Source organism: Thalassospira xiamenensis M-5 = DSM 17429 (assembly GCF_000300235.2).
In the GTDB taxonomy this organism is placed as follows: domain Bacteria; phylum Pseudomonadota; class Alphaproteobacteria; order Rhodospirillales; family Thalassospiraceae; genus Thalassospira; species Thalassospira xiamenensis.
On sequence record NZ_CP004388.1, the window covers coordinates 2,877,501 to 2,895,905 of the forward strand.

Here is an 18,405-nt window from a genome sequence, read left to right on the forward strand (position 1 = left end):
CCCCTTTTTCTAGTCATACCGATGCGTTGGTTTACGCGCAATATAATTGCAATCACGCCGCTACGGTATCAGGAGCTTGAGAACAGAAACCGGCCCCGATCAAACGCCTATTTCACGATAAATCCATGCGCGTAAGGATCACGGTCATCAATGAAAATCGTGTTGTAACCATGCTTGCGTGCCCAGCCCTCGATCCCGGGCACGACCGCGTCATAGTCGCCGACCTTTGTCTGTTCGACGACGGAGACACGGAACTGCGATCCGATAATGCTTTCATGAACCAGCTCATGCGCTGGGTCCCACTTCCCCTTGCCAACCAATTGTGCCAGACGCGCAGAAGAGCCCGTCCCGCAGGGAGATCGATCAATCCCCTTATCACCGTAAAACACTGCATTGCGATGGGTGCTGTCAGGCTGGGTCGGTTTTCCAGTCCACTGGATATGTGACAGGCCCTTGATATCCGGGTGAAGTGGGTGAATGAACTCGCCAACCTCGTTCAGGCGACGACGAAGTTCCGGACTGATGCGCTGAAAATCGCCAACCGCGTATTCGGCCATGTCACGGAAGTTTTCCTGTGGCTCGACAATCGCATAGAAATTGCCGCCATAAGCAACATCAACCTTGATCGGGCCAAGATCGGGACAATCGACCTCGATATCCGTTTTATACAGGAAGGACGGTACATTGGTCAGCTTGACCGATTCCACGTAATCGCCAACCTGTTTGTATTCGGCAATCACCAGCCCGGCAGGCGTTTCAAGACGCAGTACTCCCGGGGTTTTCGGCTTTACCAGACCTTCCTCGATTGCCATGGTGACCGTCCCAATTGTGCCGTGACCGCACATCGGTAGGCAGCCAGACGTCTCGATAAACAGGATGGCTACATCGCAATCATCGCGGGTCGGTTCATAAAGGATCGAGCCCGACATGATGTCATGGCCACGCGGCTCGAACATCAGTCCGGTTCGTATCCAGTCATATTCCGCCTGAAAATGCGCACGCTTTTCAAGCATATTTGCACCTTCAAGCTTTGGTCCGCCACCGGCAACCACACGCACCGGATTACCGCAGGTATGTCCATCAATACAGAAGAAGCTGTGTTTTGCCATTTGGGGCGGCCTTATCCTTGGAAACGATCAATACGATACGGGGTCATGTTAATAGGCGGAGTCGCTTCACTCATCAGGTCGACGATCAGCCGTCCGGTGGTGGCCGCCATGGTCAGGCCAAGATGGCCGTGACCGAATGCGAAGAAGACATTTTCATGTTTGGGGCTTGCCGAAATCACAGGCTTGGAATCCGGCATTGAGGGGCGGAATCCCATCCATTCGGTGCCACCTTCAGCACTGAGTTTCGGAAGAACTTCCTTGCCTTTGGCAAACAGAGCCTTGGCGCGATCATAATTGGGGGCAGCAACCAGACCGCCAAGCTCAACCGCCCCGCCCACACGAATACCCATTTCCATCGGCGTCAGAACAAAGCTGTCATCGGCACAAATAATCATGCGCGATAGCTTCACGCCATTATAAGGGACCGTTGTGTTATAACCCCGTTCGGTATCAAGAGGCACCGATGAACCAAGTCGCGTGGCCAGCGTTTTTGACCATGCACCGCATGCAATAACAACCTTGTCAAAGGTAATCTGTTCACCTTGTGCCGTCATCGCGGCACGCGGTTTGCCATCGCGGTAAACGAAATCGATAACCTCGGCATTCTGAAACTTTCCACCGCGTTCGATGAAATGGTTGTAAAGGCCGGTAACAATCCTGAACGGATCCAGAACCCTGCCCCAATCCTCCTCCATCACACCACACGCGAAGATCGGGGCCAGATCGGGCTCAATATCCCTGACCTCATCCTTGGTCAGATCACGAATTTTGACCCCGTTACGACGGCGAAGATCAATTCCGTATCGGGCATCCCGGCGTGTTTTCTCGCTGCGATAAACACCCATAGCGCCTTCTTTTTTAAACACCGCACCGGAAAGACCTGCTTCTGCGATCACCGGATCGTAATCTTCCCAAGCACGGTTGAGGATGGCTGCTAATTCGGTCGCAATCTGCTCTACCCGGCTTTTCGAACTGGCGGCCAGGAAACGGATCAGCCACGGCATCATTTTAGGCAAATAGGACCAGCGCACCGAAAGCGGCCCCAGCGGATCCATCAGCCAGCCTGGCACATTTGTCCAGATACCCGGCATGGCAATAGGCGCGCATTCCGTGACGGCAATTCCCCCAGCATTACCAAAGGATGCCCCCATCCCCGGTTCTTCGCGATCCAGAAGGGTGACGTCATAGCCCTTCTTCAAAAGAGCCAAACCGACATTGACCCCGACTATCCCGGAGCCGACAACGACGGCATGCTGTTTTGACTGTGAGGGGGACTTTGAAGCGGAAGAAGGTTTTGGCATGTTCCGGGCCCTGACTGCTTTGGTGTGCGCGTTTTATCTTGATCTCTCGTCTCGTGCCAGAGGGCAGCAAACTCCCCTGCGAAAATCACAGGAGAGTTCACACTTGCCATCAAATCATACGCAAATGCAATCACGCCTTACGGAGCTGATGCGATGAATGCGTTGATTGCAAAGCGAATTAAAGTTTCGGGCGTGTGTCGATGGCTTTCTGGATGGTTGCGCGGATGCGTTCCATCTCCTCGCCAACCAGCGGAAGACGCGGAGCACGGACATGGGCCTTACCCACGCCGGTCATCTCCTGTGCCAGTTTGATATACTGAACAAGCTTGGCATGAACATCCATATGCAGGACCGGGGTAAACCAGCGATAGATTTCAAGCGCTTCCTTGTATTTCCCCTCAGACAGCAGCTTCCAAAGTGCGACCGATTCCTGCGGGAAAGCATCGGTAAAGCCCGAAATCCAGCCAACCGCACCCAGAACCTGGGTTTCCATGACAAGGTCATCCATGCCGCAGAACAGAACGAAACGATCACCACAGGCATTATAGATGTCGGTAATACGGCGCGGGTCGCCGGAGCTTTCCTTGATCGCAACCAGGTTCTTCACATCGGCAAGCTGGTTGAATTCTTCAGGCTTGATATCGATGCGATAGGCACCGGGGTTGTTATAGATCATGATCGGTAGCTTGGTCTTGGCAGCAACCGAGCGGAAATGCTTTATATTTTCGCGCGGATCGGCGGTATAGATCATACCCGGCAGAAGCATCAGGCCATCAGCGCCAAGTTCTTCGCATTTCTGCACGTAGCGAATGGCAGCCTGGGTCGAGTTTTCGGCAACGCCCGACAGAACCGGTATGCGACCGTTGGTAACTTCGACAGCAAGCTTGAGAACCGCGATTTTTTCTTCCGGCTCAAGGGCTGCGTTCTCGCCAACCGAGCCCAGCATGACAAGGCCGTCAACACCGGCCTTGATAAGGGCTTCGATCTGATGGGCGGTCATATCGAAATCGATTGAACCATCTTCATTCATCTGGGTGGCAACGGCGGGGAATACGCCAGTCCAGTTTACCTGCATGGAAAGTAACCTCCTGATTTGGTCGCGCGCCCATTAGTGGGTTAGACCGTTTAATCGCCCAAACCCGCGAATTCGCAGGCCCAAACTGCATATATGTATATTGTATACAAATTTTAGAATTCGATAGCAATGGGAAATTTTAGAAAACAAAAGGCCCCGCCATGCGGAGCCCATCTTGGTTTCATAGTCTCAGTTTTCCAATTTTATTACGGCATTAATCCCGGCTTGCCGGAGATAACATCAAGGGTCTCGCGGATGATCACTGCATCACACAGCTCCTGCTCGACCATGACACGCGCATTCTGGCCAAACTTCTGACGCTTTGCATCGTCCTCCATAAGGTTCTCAATCGCATCTGCCAAAGCTTCCGCATCACCCAACCCTACCAGCAAACCGGTCTGTTCCTGTTTTACGATTTCACGACAGCCTGGAACATCTGTTGCAACCATCGCCAGACCGCTCGCAGCGGCCTCAAGCAAAGACTTCGGCAACCCTTCCCGCCAAGATGGCAGAACAGCCAGATCAGATTGCCTGAGCAATTCAGCAACATCACTTCTTTTGCCAAGCCACTCTATCAAACCGTCATTCTGCCATTTCACAAGGCTTTTGGTATCGGCAGAGTCAGGATTTACCGGATCAGAATCACCGACCAAAAGTATTCGGTAATCTCGGGTTCTGGATTTGAGGATACGCGCGGCATCAACCAGTTCCGCCAATCCCTTGGACCACAACATTCGGGCCACGAAGATCACAGTTTTGCGTAAACCATCAATTCCATCCTGCTTCCCCGGATGGAATTGCCTGATATCCACCCCGGAACCACGCACGAGAGAAAGGCGCGTCTTGCGGAAGCCAAATCCACGCATCAGATCGAAATCATCCGAATTCTGAACAATGATGTGGATTGATGGGCATCTGGCATAAAATCGCAACAACATCGAAACCACAGCACGCACCAAACGCGCTTTGGTCCCGTTTGAAACGAACATGAACCCGAGCCCGGTTACCATGTTTACGGAACGACGCGCGCCAACCATCAACCCAGCAAGGCAAGATAAAACAACACATTGTATTGCGACATTGATAACCACATCCGGTTGCTCTCGACGGATAAGGCATGCAAGCGCCCTGATCGTCTTCAGCGATTTCAAAGGGCTAAGTCCACCGCGCGCAATCGGCACATCGATAACACGGAAACCCTCGGATCGCAGTTGGACAGCGGCGTCATTCGCGTTGCACGCGACAATCACCTCATCGCCACGCAAAAGTGCGGCCCGACCCAAACCAATCCGATGGGAAACGAAAGACCAATCCTCTCCGCAGACGAATAACAGTTTGCGACTACGCTTTGCCGAGACATTTTTTTTCATATGACGGATTCCGTGATTATGACATCGGCTTTGCTAAACGCCTGCCAAAGTCCCGTCAATGACGGATCGACCTGCACATACTGATATGATTTAATTCCTGTTCCATATTTCATCCCTAACGTGCATCAGGACGATATCATGACGGATATGCGGGCATTATTACGGTTTCCCGGTGAAAGGCGGCTTGCCGTGGCCGACTGCCCCGTTCCCGCCCTATTGCCCGGTACCATTCTGGTCCGCACAGAGATATCTGTCATCAGTAATGGTACGGAAAGACAGCAAGCTAGCGAAACCAAAGCGTCCCTTATTAGAAAGGCATGGCAGCGACCGGATCTGGTAGCGTTGACAATTGAAAAGTTTCGTCGCGACGGCGCGCAGGCAACCCTCAATGCCGTTAAAGGACGCCTTGGCAGACCAATGGCGACCGGATACGCCAATTGCGGAACTGTCGAGGCAATGGCCCCGGATGTCACCGACTTTGATATTGGTCAGCGCGTTGCCTGTGCGGGTATGGAGCATGCCAATCATGCAGAATATAACATTGTCCCACGCAATCTGGCTTGCCCCGTCCCCAACACTGTATCAGACGAGATGGCAGCTTTTGCCACCCTTTACGCCATCGGACTTCATGCCGCCCACCAAGGAGAACTTGAGATCGGGCAGAAGGTAGCCGTGATTGGATGCGGCCTAATCGGTCAAATAGTCACTCAAATCACAATCGCAGCCGGTGCGATTGTGACCGTGATTGAACCGTTTTCGGAGCGCAGAAAAAAAGCAGAAGAAAGCGGGGCCAAGTATGCCTATGCAGATATCAGCACCGCCCCTGTTGACCAGTTCGATGCTGTGCTTGTTTGCAGTAATAATAACAAAGCAGCACGCACCGTAATTGAATCGGCCGCAAAGCTTTGCCGTGATCGTGGCATCATTGTCTGCGTTGGAGACGTTGCTGTGAACGCACCGCGCAATATCCTGTATCGCAAGGAAATTACCATCCGGCAGGTGCGGTCCTATGGCCCGGGCCGTTATGACGCGAACTACGAGCAACTGGGACAGGACTACCCGATCGGCCATGCCCGATGGACGGTAAAACGGAACATGGCGGCAGCACTATCCCTGATGGAAAGTGGAAAGCTCGACCCGGCCTCGCTTATCTCCCATCGGATTAACCTGCATGAAGCTTCTGATTTTCTATCAGGAGGTGATGACCCGACCATAATGGCGACGGTCATTAAATATCATCGAACCGATAGCAAACCGCAACCACCAGCCCCAGTCAAAAAGATCAGCAAGCCTAATGTCATGCCGGTCCGGATCGGATTGATAGGCGCGGGAAATTACATGAACAGCGTTTTGCTCCCTCGATTAAAGCTGCGCAAAAAGGTCGCATTGAATGCGGTCGTCTCGGGCAAAGGTCTTTCGGCACTGGCCATCTGCCGGCATATGCCGGATATAACTACCGCGTCCGATCCGGATGAAATTCTGTCAAATCACGATATCAATACGGTGTTTATTGCCACCCGGCACGATAGCCATGCTGACCTCGCCAGTAAGGCCTTGGGCGCAGGGAAACATGTCTGGCTGGAGAAGCCGCTTTGCATCCATCCGAAACAGATCGGCGCACTCAAACAGGCCGCAGGATTGAGCCAAACACAGGTATTCATGGTTGGACATAATCGTCGCTTTGCGCCGATGACAGCCTGCCTGAAACAGCATCTAGTCAAAGGCAAAAAGCAATTCCGCTATCAGGTACGTCCCAATCCACTCCCTTCCGATCACTGGCTGTACCGTCCTGATCAAGGTGGCAGAACAATCGGAGAAATCAGTCATTTCATTGATCTGATTGGCTATCTGACAGGTGCTGAAATGATCAGCCTTTCATGTGACTGGATTGATCGCAAGGCCGGTGACAGCGTTTGGTACATGCACTTTGCCGACGGATCACGAGGCGAAGTTTCTTACATGCATGCCGCCCGACGCAATATGCCAAAGGAAACTCTTGAGGTCCTTGCACCGGGATTTTCTGCCACGATCCAAGATTGGCGGAAGCTTGTGATCAATGGCAACACTGTCATGCGAAAAGGCATTTTTAAAAGCCCTGACAAAGGGCATGACAACGCCATTGATTGCTTCATTGATGCCCTAAGCTCAGGCATCCACGACCATCGAATGCAAGGGATCGCAGCAGAAATAAGCTTGATGGACCAAATTCTGTCCGCGGCCGAAGGCAGCCGTCATGATGCCCCGGCATAAAGCACAATAAGCGGCAAAGTGATCACACTGATCAGCGTCGTGATCAGAATGGTCGTGGAAGACCGATCGATACAAACACTGTAGCTACCAGCAATGATTGCCACATTCGCCCCCGCAGGAAGAGCTGCAATCAGAACCACGATGGTCAACCACAGCGGTTGCAAGTCAAAAATAAAATGAGCGATCAGGAACACAAGAACCGGCTGCACAAACATTTTCGCAACAGTGCACAGCATGCTTGCGGACATATTGCCACGAACGGACTGCCCATAAAGCCCAGCCCCGACCAGAAGCAACGCGATTGTGGGCCCTGCCGTCCGAAACCGTTCGAGTGTTCCATCAATCATTTCGGGCAATCGAAGATCAATCAGGGACGCCAGTACACCAAGGATAATCGCAATGATAATCGGATTGCGCAAAACCCGAATGACACTGCGAACGACATTGGGCAACCAATGCCCGCCGCCAGAACGCGAACCTTCCACGATCATCACCGTAAGCCCCAACAAGGTCAGCGGATGGATCGACAGGATAATCAGAAGCGGTACCAGACCTTCTTCACCGTATACCGCCTGAACCAGAGGAATACCGAGCAGCACAATATTGGAGAAAACCCCGCCCATGGCGGTTACAGCCGCCTCGTCCGTTCTCGCCTTAAGCCACGCCCGTGCCACCATAAACACCAGTAAAAAGTTCAGAAGTGCGCCCGCATAGTAGCTACCCCACAAGCGCAAATCGAAATGCGCACTGATGTCGGATTGCGACAGGGTTTGAAACAACATAGCCGGAATAAAGGCATTCATCGCAAGGCGGGCAAGGAACGGAATGCCTTCGCGGCTGATAACGCGGAAACGGGTTAAAAGATAACCACACAGGATCGTCAAAAAAACAGGTCCAACTTTTCCAACGATCAGATCAAGCATCTTCCCCCCTGGCCGCCCGGTGACGGTCCCCAAACGGTCGCACCCTGTATCCAATAGCAGCAGTTCTATGAAAATACGGACGAATATCCGCAAAAAGAAAGGACAGTACCACGTGGTACCGTCCCGATCTTACAAAGCAATTTATGCGATGACCAGTCTGTAAAGCCATCGGACAACAGCGAAACTATTCAGCCCTGCTCTGTCATGGTTCGCTTGACCGCACTCTTCCAGCCGCCCAAAAGATGTTTCCGGCGACCAGCTTCAAGTTCTGGTTTGAATTCAGCATCCATATGCCAGTTTTCGGCGATATGATGGAGGTCGCGGTAAACCCCCGCCTGCAACCCCGCAAGATAGGCGGCACCAAGTGCAGTTGTTTCCGTCACAACCGGGCGCTGAACCGGAATATCAAGAATATCTGAGAGGTTCTGACACAACCAGTCATTGGCAACCATACCACCGTCAACCCGAACGGCCTTGGGCGAAACACCGTCTGCCGCCATCGCTTCGAACAGATCAAAGGTCTGATAACAAACGCTTTCAAGTGCGGCACGAACGAATTCACGTGGCCCCGTGTCACGGGTCAATCCGAAAATGGCACCGCGCGCATCCGGATCCCAATAAGGCGCACCAAGTCCGGTAAAGGCCGGAACAAGATAAACGCCGTGATTATCGTCAAGCGATTTGGCCAAACCTTCACTTTCGGCGGCCGATTTGATGATGCCAAGACCATCACGCAGCCACTGCACCGCCGCTCCGGCAACAAAAATCGCCCCTTCGATGGCATAGCTGGTTTTGCCATTCAAACGATAACCGACCGTGGTCAGCAAACGATGCTGCGATGTCACAGCATCATCCCCGGTATTGAGAATCACAAAACAACCGGTGCCATAGGTGCTTTTGATGTCGCCTGGCTCAAAGCAGCACTGACCGAATGCGGCCGCCTGCTGGTCGCCTGCCATACCCAGGACAGGAATTTCACGCCCAAAGATATCGGCATCCACCATTCCGAAATCGGCAGCACAATCCTTGACTTCCGGCAACATGCGCTTGGGAACACGGAAGATTTCGCACAACCTGTCATCCCAGACATTGTCGCGAATATTGAAAAGATTGGTGCGTGCGGCATTGGTGGCATCCGTCGCGTGCGATTTTCCGCCGGTCAAACGCCACAGCAGGAATGAGTCGACCGTACCAAACGCTAGGTCACCCTGTTCGGCCAGCGCCCGTGCACCGGTGACATGATCGAGTATCCACGCAGCCTTGGTTGCCGAGAAATACGGATCGATCAAAAGCCCGCTTCGATTATTGACATCAGTTTCAAGGTCCGGATCACGCTTTTTCAAATCATGGCACAAAGCCGCAGTCCGACGATCCTGCCAAACGATGGCATTATAAACGGCTTTGCCCGTCTTGCGGTCCCAAACCACGGTGGTTTCACGCTGGTTGGTGATGCCTATTGCCACAACGTTGGCAATATCGATCCGCGACAAAGCTTCGCGACAAACCGCAACAACCGTTTCCCAAAGGTCTTCAGGATCATGTTCCACCCAGCCACTATTGGGAAAATGTTGGGGAAATTCCTGTTGCGCGACCGCCACGGATCGGCCAGCGGCATCGAACACGATGGCGCGTGAGCTGGTGGTACCCTGATCAATTGCCAGAATGTAACGTGTATCGGTCATTTCTGTTTCCTCCCGAGCCGACAGTTGGTCTGCCGTACCGTTCCGGTCCTTTGCGGCGGCTGATTTTTACCGTGCATCCGACCGGTTCAACTGATTTTCTGTTTCTATTTAGAAAAGAAACACACCAAAAAACAATTCGTTTTCGAAAATTTTATCACATTTATTGACAAACCACCTATCCCGTTTGGCAGCTGATCAGCCAAAATGATATAAAAGACAACACGTTATCATACGCTCATCCAGCTTGAGCATTCATCAGGAAAAACGCCGCAATGATCATCGATCTGGTCTATGGCACCCGCCCCAACCTGATCAAGGCTGCCGCCCTTTATCTGACGTGGTGGGAAAGGCGCGATGATTTACCTTTTACCCTTCGTCTGATCGATACCGGCCAACACTGGGACCCGGCCCTTTCCGAAGGTTTGCGTTTTTCGCTTGGCATACCTGCTCCTGAAATCCGACTTGGAATCGGGCAGCCGGGAAATAACCGGAGCACACTCGTTCAGAATGCAGACGATGCCTATTGCCGGGTGCTAGACCAATCACTGCCGCAGGCAACGATCGTCATCGGTGATGTTAACGGCTCTTTGGGTGTCGCGCGCGCGGCAAGAAGACATTCGATTTTTCTGATCCACCTCGAAGCCGGCTTGCGAGGCGGGTTTGATGCCATTGCCGAAGAAGCCAACCGGACTGAAATTGACATCCTTTGCGACATGCATTGGGCCCCGGATGAAACTGCGGCCAACAACCTGCGCAAAGAAGGCATCGACGCAAAGGGAATCCAAAATGTCGGTAATATCATAATTGATGCGATGCTCCGCTTTGGTGGAACGAGCATACCAATTGATCCTTCTTCGCCCGGTACCGGGCCTGTATTACTGACGCTACATCGGGCTGAAAATATTGATAACCTTGTTCGACTATCATCAATCGTGAATGCGATTGTTGACCTTGCCCGGGAAACTCAAATCGTCTGGCCGCTTCACCACCGCGCGCAAGAATCCCTTGTAAAAAGCGATCTTTGGCGCCGTATTCGGGATGCCGAAAACATCAAGGTCACATCCCCCATGCTCTATCCCGATTTCCTGTCAGTTCTTTTTCACGCCCGCTATGTGATAACGGATTCTGGTGGTATGATTGATGAATGCGCCTGGCTTGGAAAAGCTGGATGTATTTTGCGACCGACAACAGAACGTCCGACTGCATTGAGTGCTTCCGCGCTGGAAATTTGTGAACCGGAAGACCTGGTCAAAAAAGCCACCAGCCTGTTCGAGGTAAAAATGCTCCCGTCCCCTTTCCGGCCTGCCGGCTGGGATGGTAAGGCAGCCGGGCGAATGCTTGATACGCTAATTCCGTTTGTTCGGTGAAGCTCACCGATAAATCGCGGCACGGGATTTGCAACCTTAAGTCCCATGACAGGATTTTACCGGCATTATTTTCCCATGGAGGATCGGGATGACAATATATGACACCCTGATGAGCATCACCAACACGGCGTCCAGCGTCAAAAGCACCTATGCGGCGGCAAAAACCATTGCGTCGAACAGTCGCCCCCTGCCCGAAGAGAACAAGGAAAAAAATGCCGATATCGCCTATATCAAGGAACACGGCTTCACGACTTATGTGAAGGAGCTTGAAGAACGCAAGATCGAAGAGATGCGCCGCAAGATCCTTCAATCGATGGGCCTTGATGAGGAAAGTCTGGCCAAGATGGGCGCAACCGAACGTCAAGCCATCGAAAAAGCGATTGCTGATGCGATCGAGGAAAAGCTGAACGGCGCGTCACTCGCCAACAAGCAAAACAACGACGATGAAACACCGTCAGAACGACGTGATCGCATGCAGGCTGAAATTGCATTCAACCCGAATATGTTCGACGTTTTCACAGCCCTTCAATCTGAACTTTCGGATGGCTCGGTCCAGTCGATCACATCCGATAACAAGAAAAAGAACGAGAACGCAGCATAACATTGTGATTGCGTGTAAAAACCAAAGGCGCTGTCATTTCGACAGCGCCTTTTTCGTTTCGGAAGTCCGAAAATGCCTTAATCGTCAATGCCTGCCATGCAGACATATTTGACTTCAAGGTAATCCTCTACCCCGTATTTTGAACCTTCGCGGCCGATACCGGATTGCTTGTAGCCGCCAAACGGGGCAACTTCGGTTGCGATCACACCAGCATTGACACCGACCAGACCGGTTTCAAGGCCCTCGGCCAGCTTCCAAATGCGGCTAATGTCGCGTGAATAGAAGTAAGAGGCCAGACCGAACTCTGAATCATTGGCCATTTCCAGCACTTCATCATCACTGTGGAAGCGGATCAGCGGTGCCATCGGACCGAAAGTTTCCTCGCGGAAGACCAGCATATCCCGGTTGGCATCGGCAATCACGGTTGGCTCAAAGAAGCTGCCGCCTTTTGCGTGGCGCTTGCCACCGGTCAGAACCCGGCCACCTTTGGAAACGGCGTCGGCAATCTGGTTTTCAACCTTCTCGACAGCCTTTTCCGTGATCAGCGGGCCAAGGACAACACCTTCTTCGGTGCCATCGCCAACTTTCATCGCCGATGCCTTGGCGGCATATTTTTCGGCAAATTCGTCATAGACAGCATCATGAACAAAGATACGGTTTGCGCAAACACAGGTCTGGCCACTGTTGCGGTATTTAGAGGCAATCGCCCCTTCGACTGCGGCATCAATATCAGCATCTTCACAGACTATGAACGGAGCATTGCCACCGAGCTCGAGGCTGATTTTTTTGACCGTGTCGGCACATTGACGCATCAGCAAACGTCCAACTGCGGTTGAACCGGTAAAAGTCAATTTGCGAACCGTCGGGTTTTCGGTCATTTCGGCACCGATGGTTTTGGCATCACCGGTCACTATAGATAGAAGCCCCTTTGGCAAACCGGCGCGTTCGGCCAGAACTGCCATGGCCAGAGCCGAATATGGAGTTTCTATTGCCGGCTTGACGACCATCGCACAGCCCACTGCCAAAGCCGGTGCCGCCTTGCGCGTGATCATCGCGGTGGGGAAGTTCCACGGCGTGATTGCCGCACAAACGCCAACCGGCTCTTTCAGAACAACAACCCGGCGCCCCTGTGCAAAAGTCGGAATAACATCGCCATAGATGCGTTTGCCTTCCTCGGCAAACCATTGGAGGAAAGACGACGCATAGGCTATTTCACCGCGCGCCTCTGCAAGCGGCTTGCCCTGTTCGGCCGTCATCAGGCGTGCCAGGTCTTCCTGATTTTCCATCATTAGGTCGTACCATTTCATCAAAATGGTCGAGCGTTCCTTGGCAGTACGTTTCTTCCACTGCTTTTGCGTCTTTTCGGCGACTTCAATCGCGTGGGCAACGGCATCGCGGCCCAAAACAGGCACAGTGCCAAGCACTTCGCCATTCGCGGGATTGGTGACCTGCTCGGTTTTGCCGTCTGGGGCGTCGACCCATTCACCGCCAATATAGGCTTGCTGGGTAAACAAGGACGGGTCTTTTAAAGAAACCATAGGAATGCCTCCGGAGTTTTGCTTTGGGATCGAAGCATGAAAGTCATGAACTTCATCTAGTTCGATCCGTGGTGGTTGCCACATCTTCGCAAGTTAAAAGACCATTTGGCAATCGCAAACACCTCGACCGCCGCGCTTTGCAACAAGATTGCGTTGCCCATCAGCCATGGCTGGCATTTTCGCATAGTCGGCTGGCAAAACCGTAAGCTTCCGCGCCCGGGGGCAAATTGCACCGGGCTGACGTTGCAATCTTATGCAATTAGGGAACAGGTGATCTGTTTTATTTTTTTCGGATTCAAACGATTCTGATCAACTTTCCAGATCAAACCGGATCATCCCGACATCGAACGGAGAGCCGAAACAAATCGTGCAGAATCGAAGACCTCAATTATAACAATACACTACAACCCCACATTCTTATTTCGTTATCGAAAATTAAAATTCTTCATAATTTTCGCTTGCAATTATTTTGGGTGGTTCGTAACGTTTTTGACATAACAGAATGACAGTTGAGAACATCTGTCACAAATCAGGGCAATCAGGGAGGAAGCGGTTGCTCACTTCAGAAACATACGACATTGCCATTATCGGCGGTGGCATCAACGGTGCAGGCATTGCGCGCGATGCGTCCGGCCGCGGCCTTAAAGTCTTTCTTTGCGAGAAGAACGACCTTGCAAGTGCGACTTCATCGGCCAGCACAAAGCTGATCCATGGCGGGTTGCGTTATCTGGAACATTACGAATTCCGTCTGGTGCGAGAGGCCCTGATCGAGCGCGAAGTGCTTTTGAACGCTGCCCCGCACATCATCTGGCCGCTACGCTTTGTTCTCCCCCACGTTAAAGGATTGCGTCCGGCCTGGATGATTCGATTGGGCCTGTTCCTGTATGATCATCTGGGGGGGCGCGAAAAACTTCCCGGCTCCGAAGGCATCCACCTTGATCATCATGTCGCCGGTGCCCCACTGGTAACTGGCATGAAAAAGGCGTTCATCTATTCCGATTGCTGGGTGCAGGATGCGCGCCTTGTTGTGCTTAATGCCATGGATGCCCGAAATCGCGGCGCAGTTATCCGTGTCGGCACCGAATGCGTATCGGCACGTCGCGAGGGCGATCTTTGGTCTGTTGCGGTTCGCGACAGTGCGGGTGAACACACGATCAAGGCCCGCTCGCTGGTCAATGCTGCCGGTCCATGGTGTGCCGAAATCCTTGACAAACGCGTCGAAGCGAAAAAGAAGCAAGGTATCCGCATGGTGCAGGGCAGTCACATCGTGGTGCCAAAACTGTTTGACCATGATTACTGCTATATCTTCCAGAATCCCGATGGCCGCATCGTATTTGCCATCCCCTACGAACAGGATTTTACTCTGATCGGCACTACGGACCGCGATTACGAAGGCGACCCGTCCAAAGTCGCGATCAGCAGCGATGAAATCAGCTATCTGTGCGAATTGTCCAACACCTATTTCGCTCACAAAATCGCACCGGCCGATGTCGTCTGGTCCTATTCCGGTGTTCGCCCGCTTTATGGGGATGGCTCCGAAGACGCATCCCAGGTCACGCGCGACTACGTTCTTGAAATCGATAATGGTGACAAGGGTGCGCCACTTCTGAACATTTACGGCGGCAAAATCACCACCTATCGCAAACTGGCCGAATCAGCGATGAGCAAACTTTCGCCCTATCTCGGGTTTGCGGATGATCGCTGGACCGATAGCGTGCCCCTTCCAGGGGGCGACATGCCTAATGGCGATTTCGAAAGCTATCTTGCTGCAACGCAAAAGAAATTTCCGTGGATTCCGGCGGCTCAACTCTACCGCTATGTGCGAAACTACGGCACACTGACCCACACCATCATTGGCGATGCATCCGACCTTTCGGGGCTGGGCACGCATCTTGGCGATGATATTTACGAATGCGAACTGCGCTATCTGGCGGCTCAGGAATGGGCGCGTACTGCCGATGACGTTCTGTGGCGCCGATCCAAACTCGGCCTGCATCTGTCAAAGGACACCCAGACCGCCATTGCGCAATGGTTTGCGACTGAAACCAAATCGAATAACGCCGTGAAAACGGGCGAAGGAACAAATGTGAAATGACCCTTACGCTTGAAAACATAACCAAGACCGTGGAAGGGGAAACCCACGTCGACGATGTGTCGATGTCGCTGGAGCCGGGATCATTTAACGTCCTGCTCGGGCGGACACTGGCTGGCAAAACGACGCTTATGCGCATTATGGCCGGTCTTGAACCACCAACCGGCGGACGCATTCTGGTCAATGGCAAGGATGTCACCGGCATGCCGGTTCAGAAACGCAACGTCGCCATGGTCTATCAGCAGTTCATCAACTACCCGTCGATGAGCGTCTATGACAATATCGCATCACCGCTTAAATTGCAGGGCGTTGATGCTGCTGAAATTGAACGCCGTGTGAAATCCACCGCCGAACTGATGCATATCGAACATCTGCTAGACCGACTGCCACAGGAACTTTCGGGTGGTCAGCAGCAGCGCACCGCCATGGCGCGCGCCATGGTCAAGGATTGCACTCTGCTGCTGCTTGATGAACCACTGGTCAACCTTGACTATAAACTGCGCGAAGAACTGCGCGAAGAAATCCCGAACCTTCTGGCGAAACGCGACACAATTGTCGTTTACGCCACCACCGAGCCGATGGAGGCCCTTTTGCTGGGCGGCAAATGCGCGGTGATGCATGAAGGTCGCGTAACCCAGTTCGGCCCGACGACGCAGGTCTATCACAACCCGGCATTTGTCGAGACGGGTCTGATCTTTTCCGATCCGCCGATCAATCTGGTCAAGGCCGAAGTCCGCGATGGCGCACTTTATCTGGCAAGCGGCCATCAGGTCCCGCTGACCGGCCATCTTTCGGTACTCGCGAATGGCCAATACACCATCGGGGTTCGTGCCAATCATTTGTCGGTCGATCAGACCAGTACGGAATGCGTTGCGATGCAGGGTCAGGTTGAACTTGCTGAAATCACTGGCTCCGAGACTTTTGTCCATGTCCATTTCAATGATGTTTCCTGGGTGATCCAGGAAGAAGGTGTGCACAACCCGCGGCTTGGCGAGGCAACCACCTTCTATGTCGATCCCAAACGTCTGTTTGCCTATGACGCCAATGATCGCCTTGTGGCGGCACCGCCCGTTGAAATTCAAAACGGCAAGGCCGCCTGAGGTTGGAGAATTAAAATGGCACGTATCGATCTTAAAAGCCTTGCGCACTCTTATTTCCCAGACCCGAAAGGGGACGAGGGCTACGCCCTTCGCCGCATGGAACATGTTTGGGAAGATGGCGGGGCCTATGCCCTTCTTGGCCCGTCGGGCTGTGGCAAGACCACTTTGCTTAACATCATTTCCGGTCTTCTGACCCCGTCCGAGGGACAGGTCCTTTTTGATGGCAAGGACGTCACCAGACTGGCCCCGGAAGAACGCAATATTGCGCAGGTTTTCCAGTTCCCGGTCATTTACGACACCATGACCGTTTACGAAAACCTTGCCTTCCCGCTGCGCAATCGTGGCGTTGATTCAAAACGGGTTGACGAACGTGTTCGCGAAATTGCCGGAATGCTCGACCTGACCGGCAAGCTAAAGCAAAAAGCACGCGGTCTGGGAGCGGACGAAAAACAGACGATTTCGCTTGGCCGCGGACTGGTTCGCGACGATGTTTCGGCGATCCTGTTTGACGAACCGCTAACCGTGATTGACCCGCATCTGAAATGGGTCCTGCGTCGCAAGCTTAAGGAAATTCACAACAAACTGCGCCCTACCATGGTCTATGTGACCCATGACCAGGTCGAAGCCCTGACTTTCGCCGACAAAGTCGTTGTCATGTACGGTGGCAAGGTCGTGCAGCTTGGAACCCCGCAGGAACTGTTTGAAAATCCGGCCCACACCTTTGTCGGTTACTTCATCGGAAGCCCCGGCATGAACATCATGCCCTGCAATATCGATGCAGGTGCAGCATGGATTGATGGCAAACGCATCGCGCTTTCGGATCGCCACATCGAAGCCGTTGCCAAGGCATCAGGCCCGATTGAACTTGGCATCAGGCCCGAATTCCTGCGCATTGAAACCGGTAACGGTTCCGAAGGCGATAACGGGATCGAGGTCAATATCGTCAAGGTCGAAGACCTTGGCCAATACAAGATCGCGACCACCCGTTTCGGGTCATCCGAAATGAAGGTCAAGGTTAGCGAAGATCAGCAGATCACAGGCCAAAGTGGCATCCTCCGGTTTGCACCGGAATGGACCAAGCTTTATGCCGACAGTCAGTTGGTCGCGTGAGGGGGATGGGGAAATGAACAAGATTACCAACAATAAGGCATGGTTCCTCGTCCTGCCAGTCTTCTTTATCGTCGCCATCAGCGCGATCATTCCTTTGATGACGGTCGTGAACTATTCGGTTCAGGATATTTTTGATCCGCAAACCCGTTTCTTTGTCGGTGCCGACTGGTTCCGTCAGGTCCTTGAAGACAGCCGTCTGCATGATGCCCTGATCCGCCAGATCATTTATACCGGCAGCGTGCTGTTCATCGAAATTCCGCTGGGTATTGGCATTGCGTTAACCCTACCACGCAAAGGCTGGGGTGTTTCGGCCTGCATGGTTCTTCTGGCTTTGCCATTACTTATTCCATGGAACGTGGTTGGCACCATCTGGCAGATTTTTGGCCGTGCCGATATCGGTCTTGGTGGTTATGCGCTTAACATGATTGGCATGGACTACAACTACAGCCAGAACCCGATGGATGCGTGGGTGACCGTCCTTGTGATGGATATCTGGCACTGGACCAGCCTGATTGTTCTGCTGTGCTATGCCGGTCTTCGGTCGATCCCGGATGCCTATTATCAGGCCGCCAAGATTGACGGTGCATCGAACTGGGCCGTATTCCGGTTTATCCAGCTTCCGAAAATGCAGTCGGTCCTCGTGATCGGTGTCCTGCTGCGCTTCATGGACAGCTTCATGATCTATACCGAACCCTTCGTGCTTACGGGCGGCGGGCCCGGTACGGCCACCACATTCCTCAGCCAGTTTCTGGTCACGATTGCAGTGGGTCAGTTCGACCTTGGTCCGGCTGCGGCATTCTCGCTGATCTACTTCCTGATCATTCTGCTGGTTTGCTGGGTTTTCTATACCGTCGTAATGAACGCCGGAAAGCGGGAGGAACAATAAA

Annotated in this window: 14 protein-coding genes; 7 read left to right on the forward strand and 7 right to left on the reverse strand. The window is 52.8% G+C overall.

Annotated elements, in window-relative coordinates; genetic code table 11:
• Positions 1-107: 107 nt before the first annotated feature.
• The 4 genes from TH3_RS13490 to TH3_RS13505 form a co-directional block, all read right to left on the reverse strand.
• On the reverse strand, positions 108-1,109 hold the full coding sequence (locus TH3_RS13490) for a 4-hydroxyproline epimerase (protein ID WP_007091512.1): 1,002 nt from the start codon (positions 1,107-1,109) through the stop codon (positions 108-110).
• An 11-nt stretch (positions 1,110-1,120) separates the two neighbouring features.
• Positions 1,121-2,410: an NAD(P)/FAD-dependent oxidoreductase gene (locus TH3_RS13495; protein ID WP_007091513.1), complete on the reverse strand. Its 1,290-nt coding sequence runs from the start codon at positions 2,408-2,410 to the stop codon at positions 1,121-1,123.
• A 178-nt stretch (positions 2,411-2,588) separates the two neighbouring features.
• Positions 2,589-3,485 carry a dihydrodipicolinate synthase family protein gene (locus TH3_RS13500; protein WP_007091514.1) on the reverse strand — a complete coding sequence of 299 codons (897 nt, stop codon included), beginning with the start codon at positions 3,483-3,485 and terminating at the stop codon, positions 2,589-2,591.
• 206 nt (positions 3,486-3,691) lie between these two features.
• On the reverse strand, positions 3,692-4,855 hold the full coding sequence (locus TH3_RS13505; protein ID WP_007091515.1) for a glycosyltransferase family 4 protein: 1,164 nt from the start codon (positions 4,853-4,855) through the stop codon (positions 3,692-3,694).
• Positions 4,856-5,071: 216 nt separating this feature from the next.
• Here TH3_RS13505 and TH3_RS13510 point away from each other — a divergent pair, with 216 nt between their 5' ends.
• The gene (locus TH3_RS13510) at positions 5,072-7,105 is read left to right on the forward strand and encodes a bi-domain-containing oxidoreductase (RefSeq protein WP_167710573.1); all 2,034 of its coding nucleotides are present in this window, start codon (positions 5,072-5,074) and stop codon (positions 7,103-7,105) included.
• On the opposite strand, the gene TH3_RS13515 is transcribed toward TH3_RS13510, so the two are convergent.
• Complete coding sequence (locus TH3_RS13515; RefSeq protein ID WP_007091517.1) at positions 7,087-8,028, reverse strand: AEC family transporter; 942 nt, start codon at positions 8,026-8,028, stop codon at positions 7,087-7,089. The genes TH3_RS13510 and TH3_RS13515 overlap by 19 nt on opposite strands.
• A gap of 188 nt (positions 8,029-8,216) precedes the next feature.
• Positions 8,217-9,710 carry a glycerol kinase GlpK gene (gene glpK, locus TH3_RS13520; RefSeq protein WP_007091518.1) on the reverse strand — a complete coding sequence of 498 codons (1,494 nt, stop codon included), beginning with the start codon at positions 9,708-9,710 and terminating at the stop codon, positions 8,217-8,219.
• Positions 9,711-9,982: 272 nt separating this feature from the next.
• Between glpK and TH3_RS13525 the strand changes: the two genes are divergently transcribed.
• Together TH3_RS13525 and TH3_RS13530 are read left to right on the forward strand one after the other, a co-directional pair.
• Positions 9,983-11,077, forward strand: coding sequence for a UDP-N-acetyl glucosamine 2-epimerase (locus TH3_RS13525; protein ID WP_007091519.1), 1,095 nt, complete (start codon positions 9,983-9,985; stop codon positions 11,075-11,077).
• Positions 11,078-11,165: 88 nt separating this feature from the next.
• Positions 11,166-11,678 (forward strand): hypothetical protein, encoded by a 513-nt coding sequence (locus tag TH3_RS13530; RefSeq protein ID WP_007091520.1) that lies wholly within the window; start codon positions 11,166-11,168, stop codon positions 11,676-11,678.
• Positions 11,679-11,755: 77 nt separating this feature from the next.
• Here the strand turns inward: TH3_RS13530 and TH3_RS13535 are convergent, their stop codons facing one another.
• On the reverse strand, positions 11,756-13,216 hold the full coding sequence (locus tag TH3_RS13535; RefSeq protein ID WP_007091521.1) for an NAD-dependent succinate-semialdehyde dehydrogenase: 1,461 nt from the start codon (positions 13,214-13,216) through the stop codon (positions 11,756-11,758).
• A 553-nt stretch (positions 13,217-13,769) separates the two neighbouring features.
• Here TH3_RS13535 and glpD point away from each other — a divergent pair.
• Genes glpD through TH3_RS13560 form a run of 4 tightly spaced genes read left to right on the forward strand, consistent with a single transcriptional unit; the run spans position 13,770 to position 18,404 of the window.
• Complete coding sequence (gene glpD, locus TH3_RS13545) at positions 13,770-15,311, forward strand: glycerol-3-phosphate dehydrogenase (RefSeq protein ID WP_007091523.1); 1,542 nt, start codon at positions 13,770-13,772, stop codon at positions 15,309-15,311.
• Complete coding sequence (locus TH3_RS13550; protein WP_007091524.1) at positions 15,308-16,408, forward strand: ABC transporter ATP-binding protein; 1,101 nt, start codon at positions 15,308-15,310, stop codon at positions 16,406-16,408. Before glpD ends, TH3_RS13550 begins: the two co-directional genes overlap by 4 nt.
• Before the next feature lie 15 nt (positions 16,409-16,423).
• On the forward strand, positions 16,424-17,518 hold the full coding sequence (locus TH3_RS13555; protein ID WP_007091525.1) for an ABC transporter ATP-binding protein: 1,095 nt from the start codon (positions 16,424-16,426) through the stop codon (positions 17,516-17,518).
• A gap of 13 nt (positions 17,519-17,531) precedes the next feature.
• On the forward strand, positions 17,532-18,404 hold the full coding sequence (locus TH3_RS13560; RefSeq protein ID WP_007091526.1) for a carbohydrate ABC transporter permease: 873 nt from the start codon (positions 17,532-17,534) through the stop codon (positions 18,402-18,404).
• Position 18,405 lies beyond the last annotated feature (1 nt).

What these genes read in the sequence shown, in the direction of transcription:
- TH3_RS13490 (WP_007091512.1), bottom strand. Translation starts at nt 1,109, where the DNA reads ATGGCAAAACACAGCTTCTTCTGTATTGATGGACATACCTGCGGTAAT.
- TH3_RS13495 (WP_007091513.1), bottom strand. Translation starts at nt 2,410, where the DNA reads ATGCCAAAACCTTCTTCCGCTTCAAAGTCCCCCTCACAGTCAAAACAG.
- TH3_RS13500 (WP_007091514.1), bottom strand. Translation starts at nt 3,485, where the DNA reads ATGCAGGTAAACTGGACTGGCGTATTCCCCGCCGTTGCCACCCAGATG.
- TH3_RS13505 (WP_007091515.1), bottom strand. Translation starts at nt 4,855, where the DNA reads ATGAAAAAAAATGTCTCGGCAAAGCGTAGTCGCAAACTGTTATTCGTC.
- TH3_RS13515 (WP_007091517.1), bottom strand. Translation starts at nt 8,028, where the DNA reads ATGCTTGATCTGATCGTTGGAAAAGTTGGACCTGTTTTTTTGACGATC.
- glpK (WP_007091518.1), bottom strand. Translation starts at nt 9,710, where the DNA reads ATGACCGATACACGTTACATTCTGGCAATTGATCAGGGTACCACCAGC.
- TH3_RS13525 (WP_007091519.1), top strand. Translation starts at nt 9,983, where the DNA reads ATGATCATCGATCTGGTCTATGGCACCCGCCCCAACCTGATCAAGGCT.
- TH3_RS13530 (WP_007091520.1), top strand. Translation starts at nt 11,166, where the DNA reads ATGACAATATATGACACCCTGATGAGCATCACCAACACGGCGTCCAGC.
- TH3_RS13535 (WP_007091521.1), bottom strand. Translation starts at nt 13,216, where the DNA reads ATGGTTTCTTTAAAAGACCCGTCCTTGTTTACCCAGCAAGCCTATATT.
- TH3_RS13550 (WP_007091524.1), top strand. Translation starts at nt 15,308, where the DNA reads ATGACCCTTACGCTTGAAAACATAACCAAGACCGTGGAAGGGGAAACC.
- TH3_RS13555 (WP_007091525.1), top strand. Translation starts at nt 16,424, where the DNA reads ATGGCACGTATCGATCTTAAAAGCCTTGCGCACTCTTATTTCCCAGAC.
- TH3_RS13560 (WP_007091526.1), top strand. Translation starts at nt 17,532, where the DNA reads ATGAACAAGATTACCAACAATAAGGCATGGTTCCTCGTCCTGCCAGTC.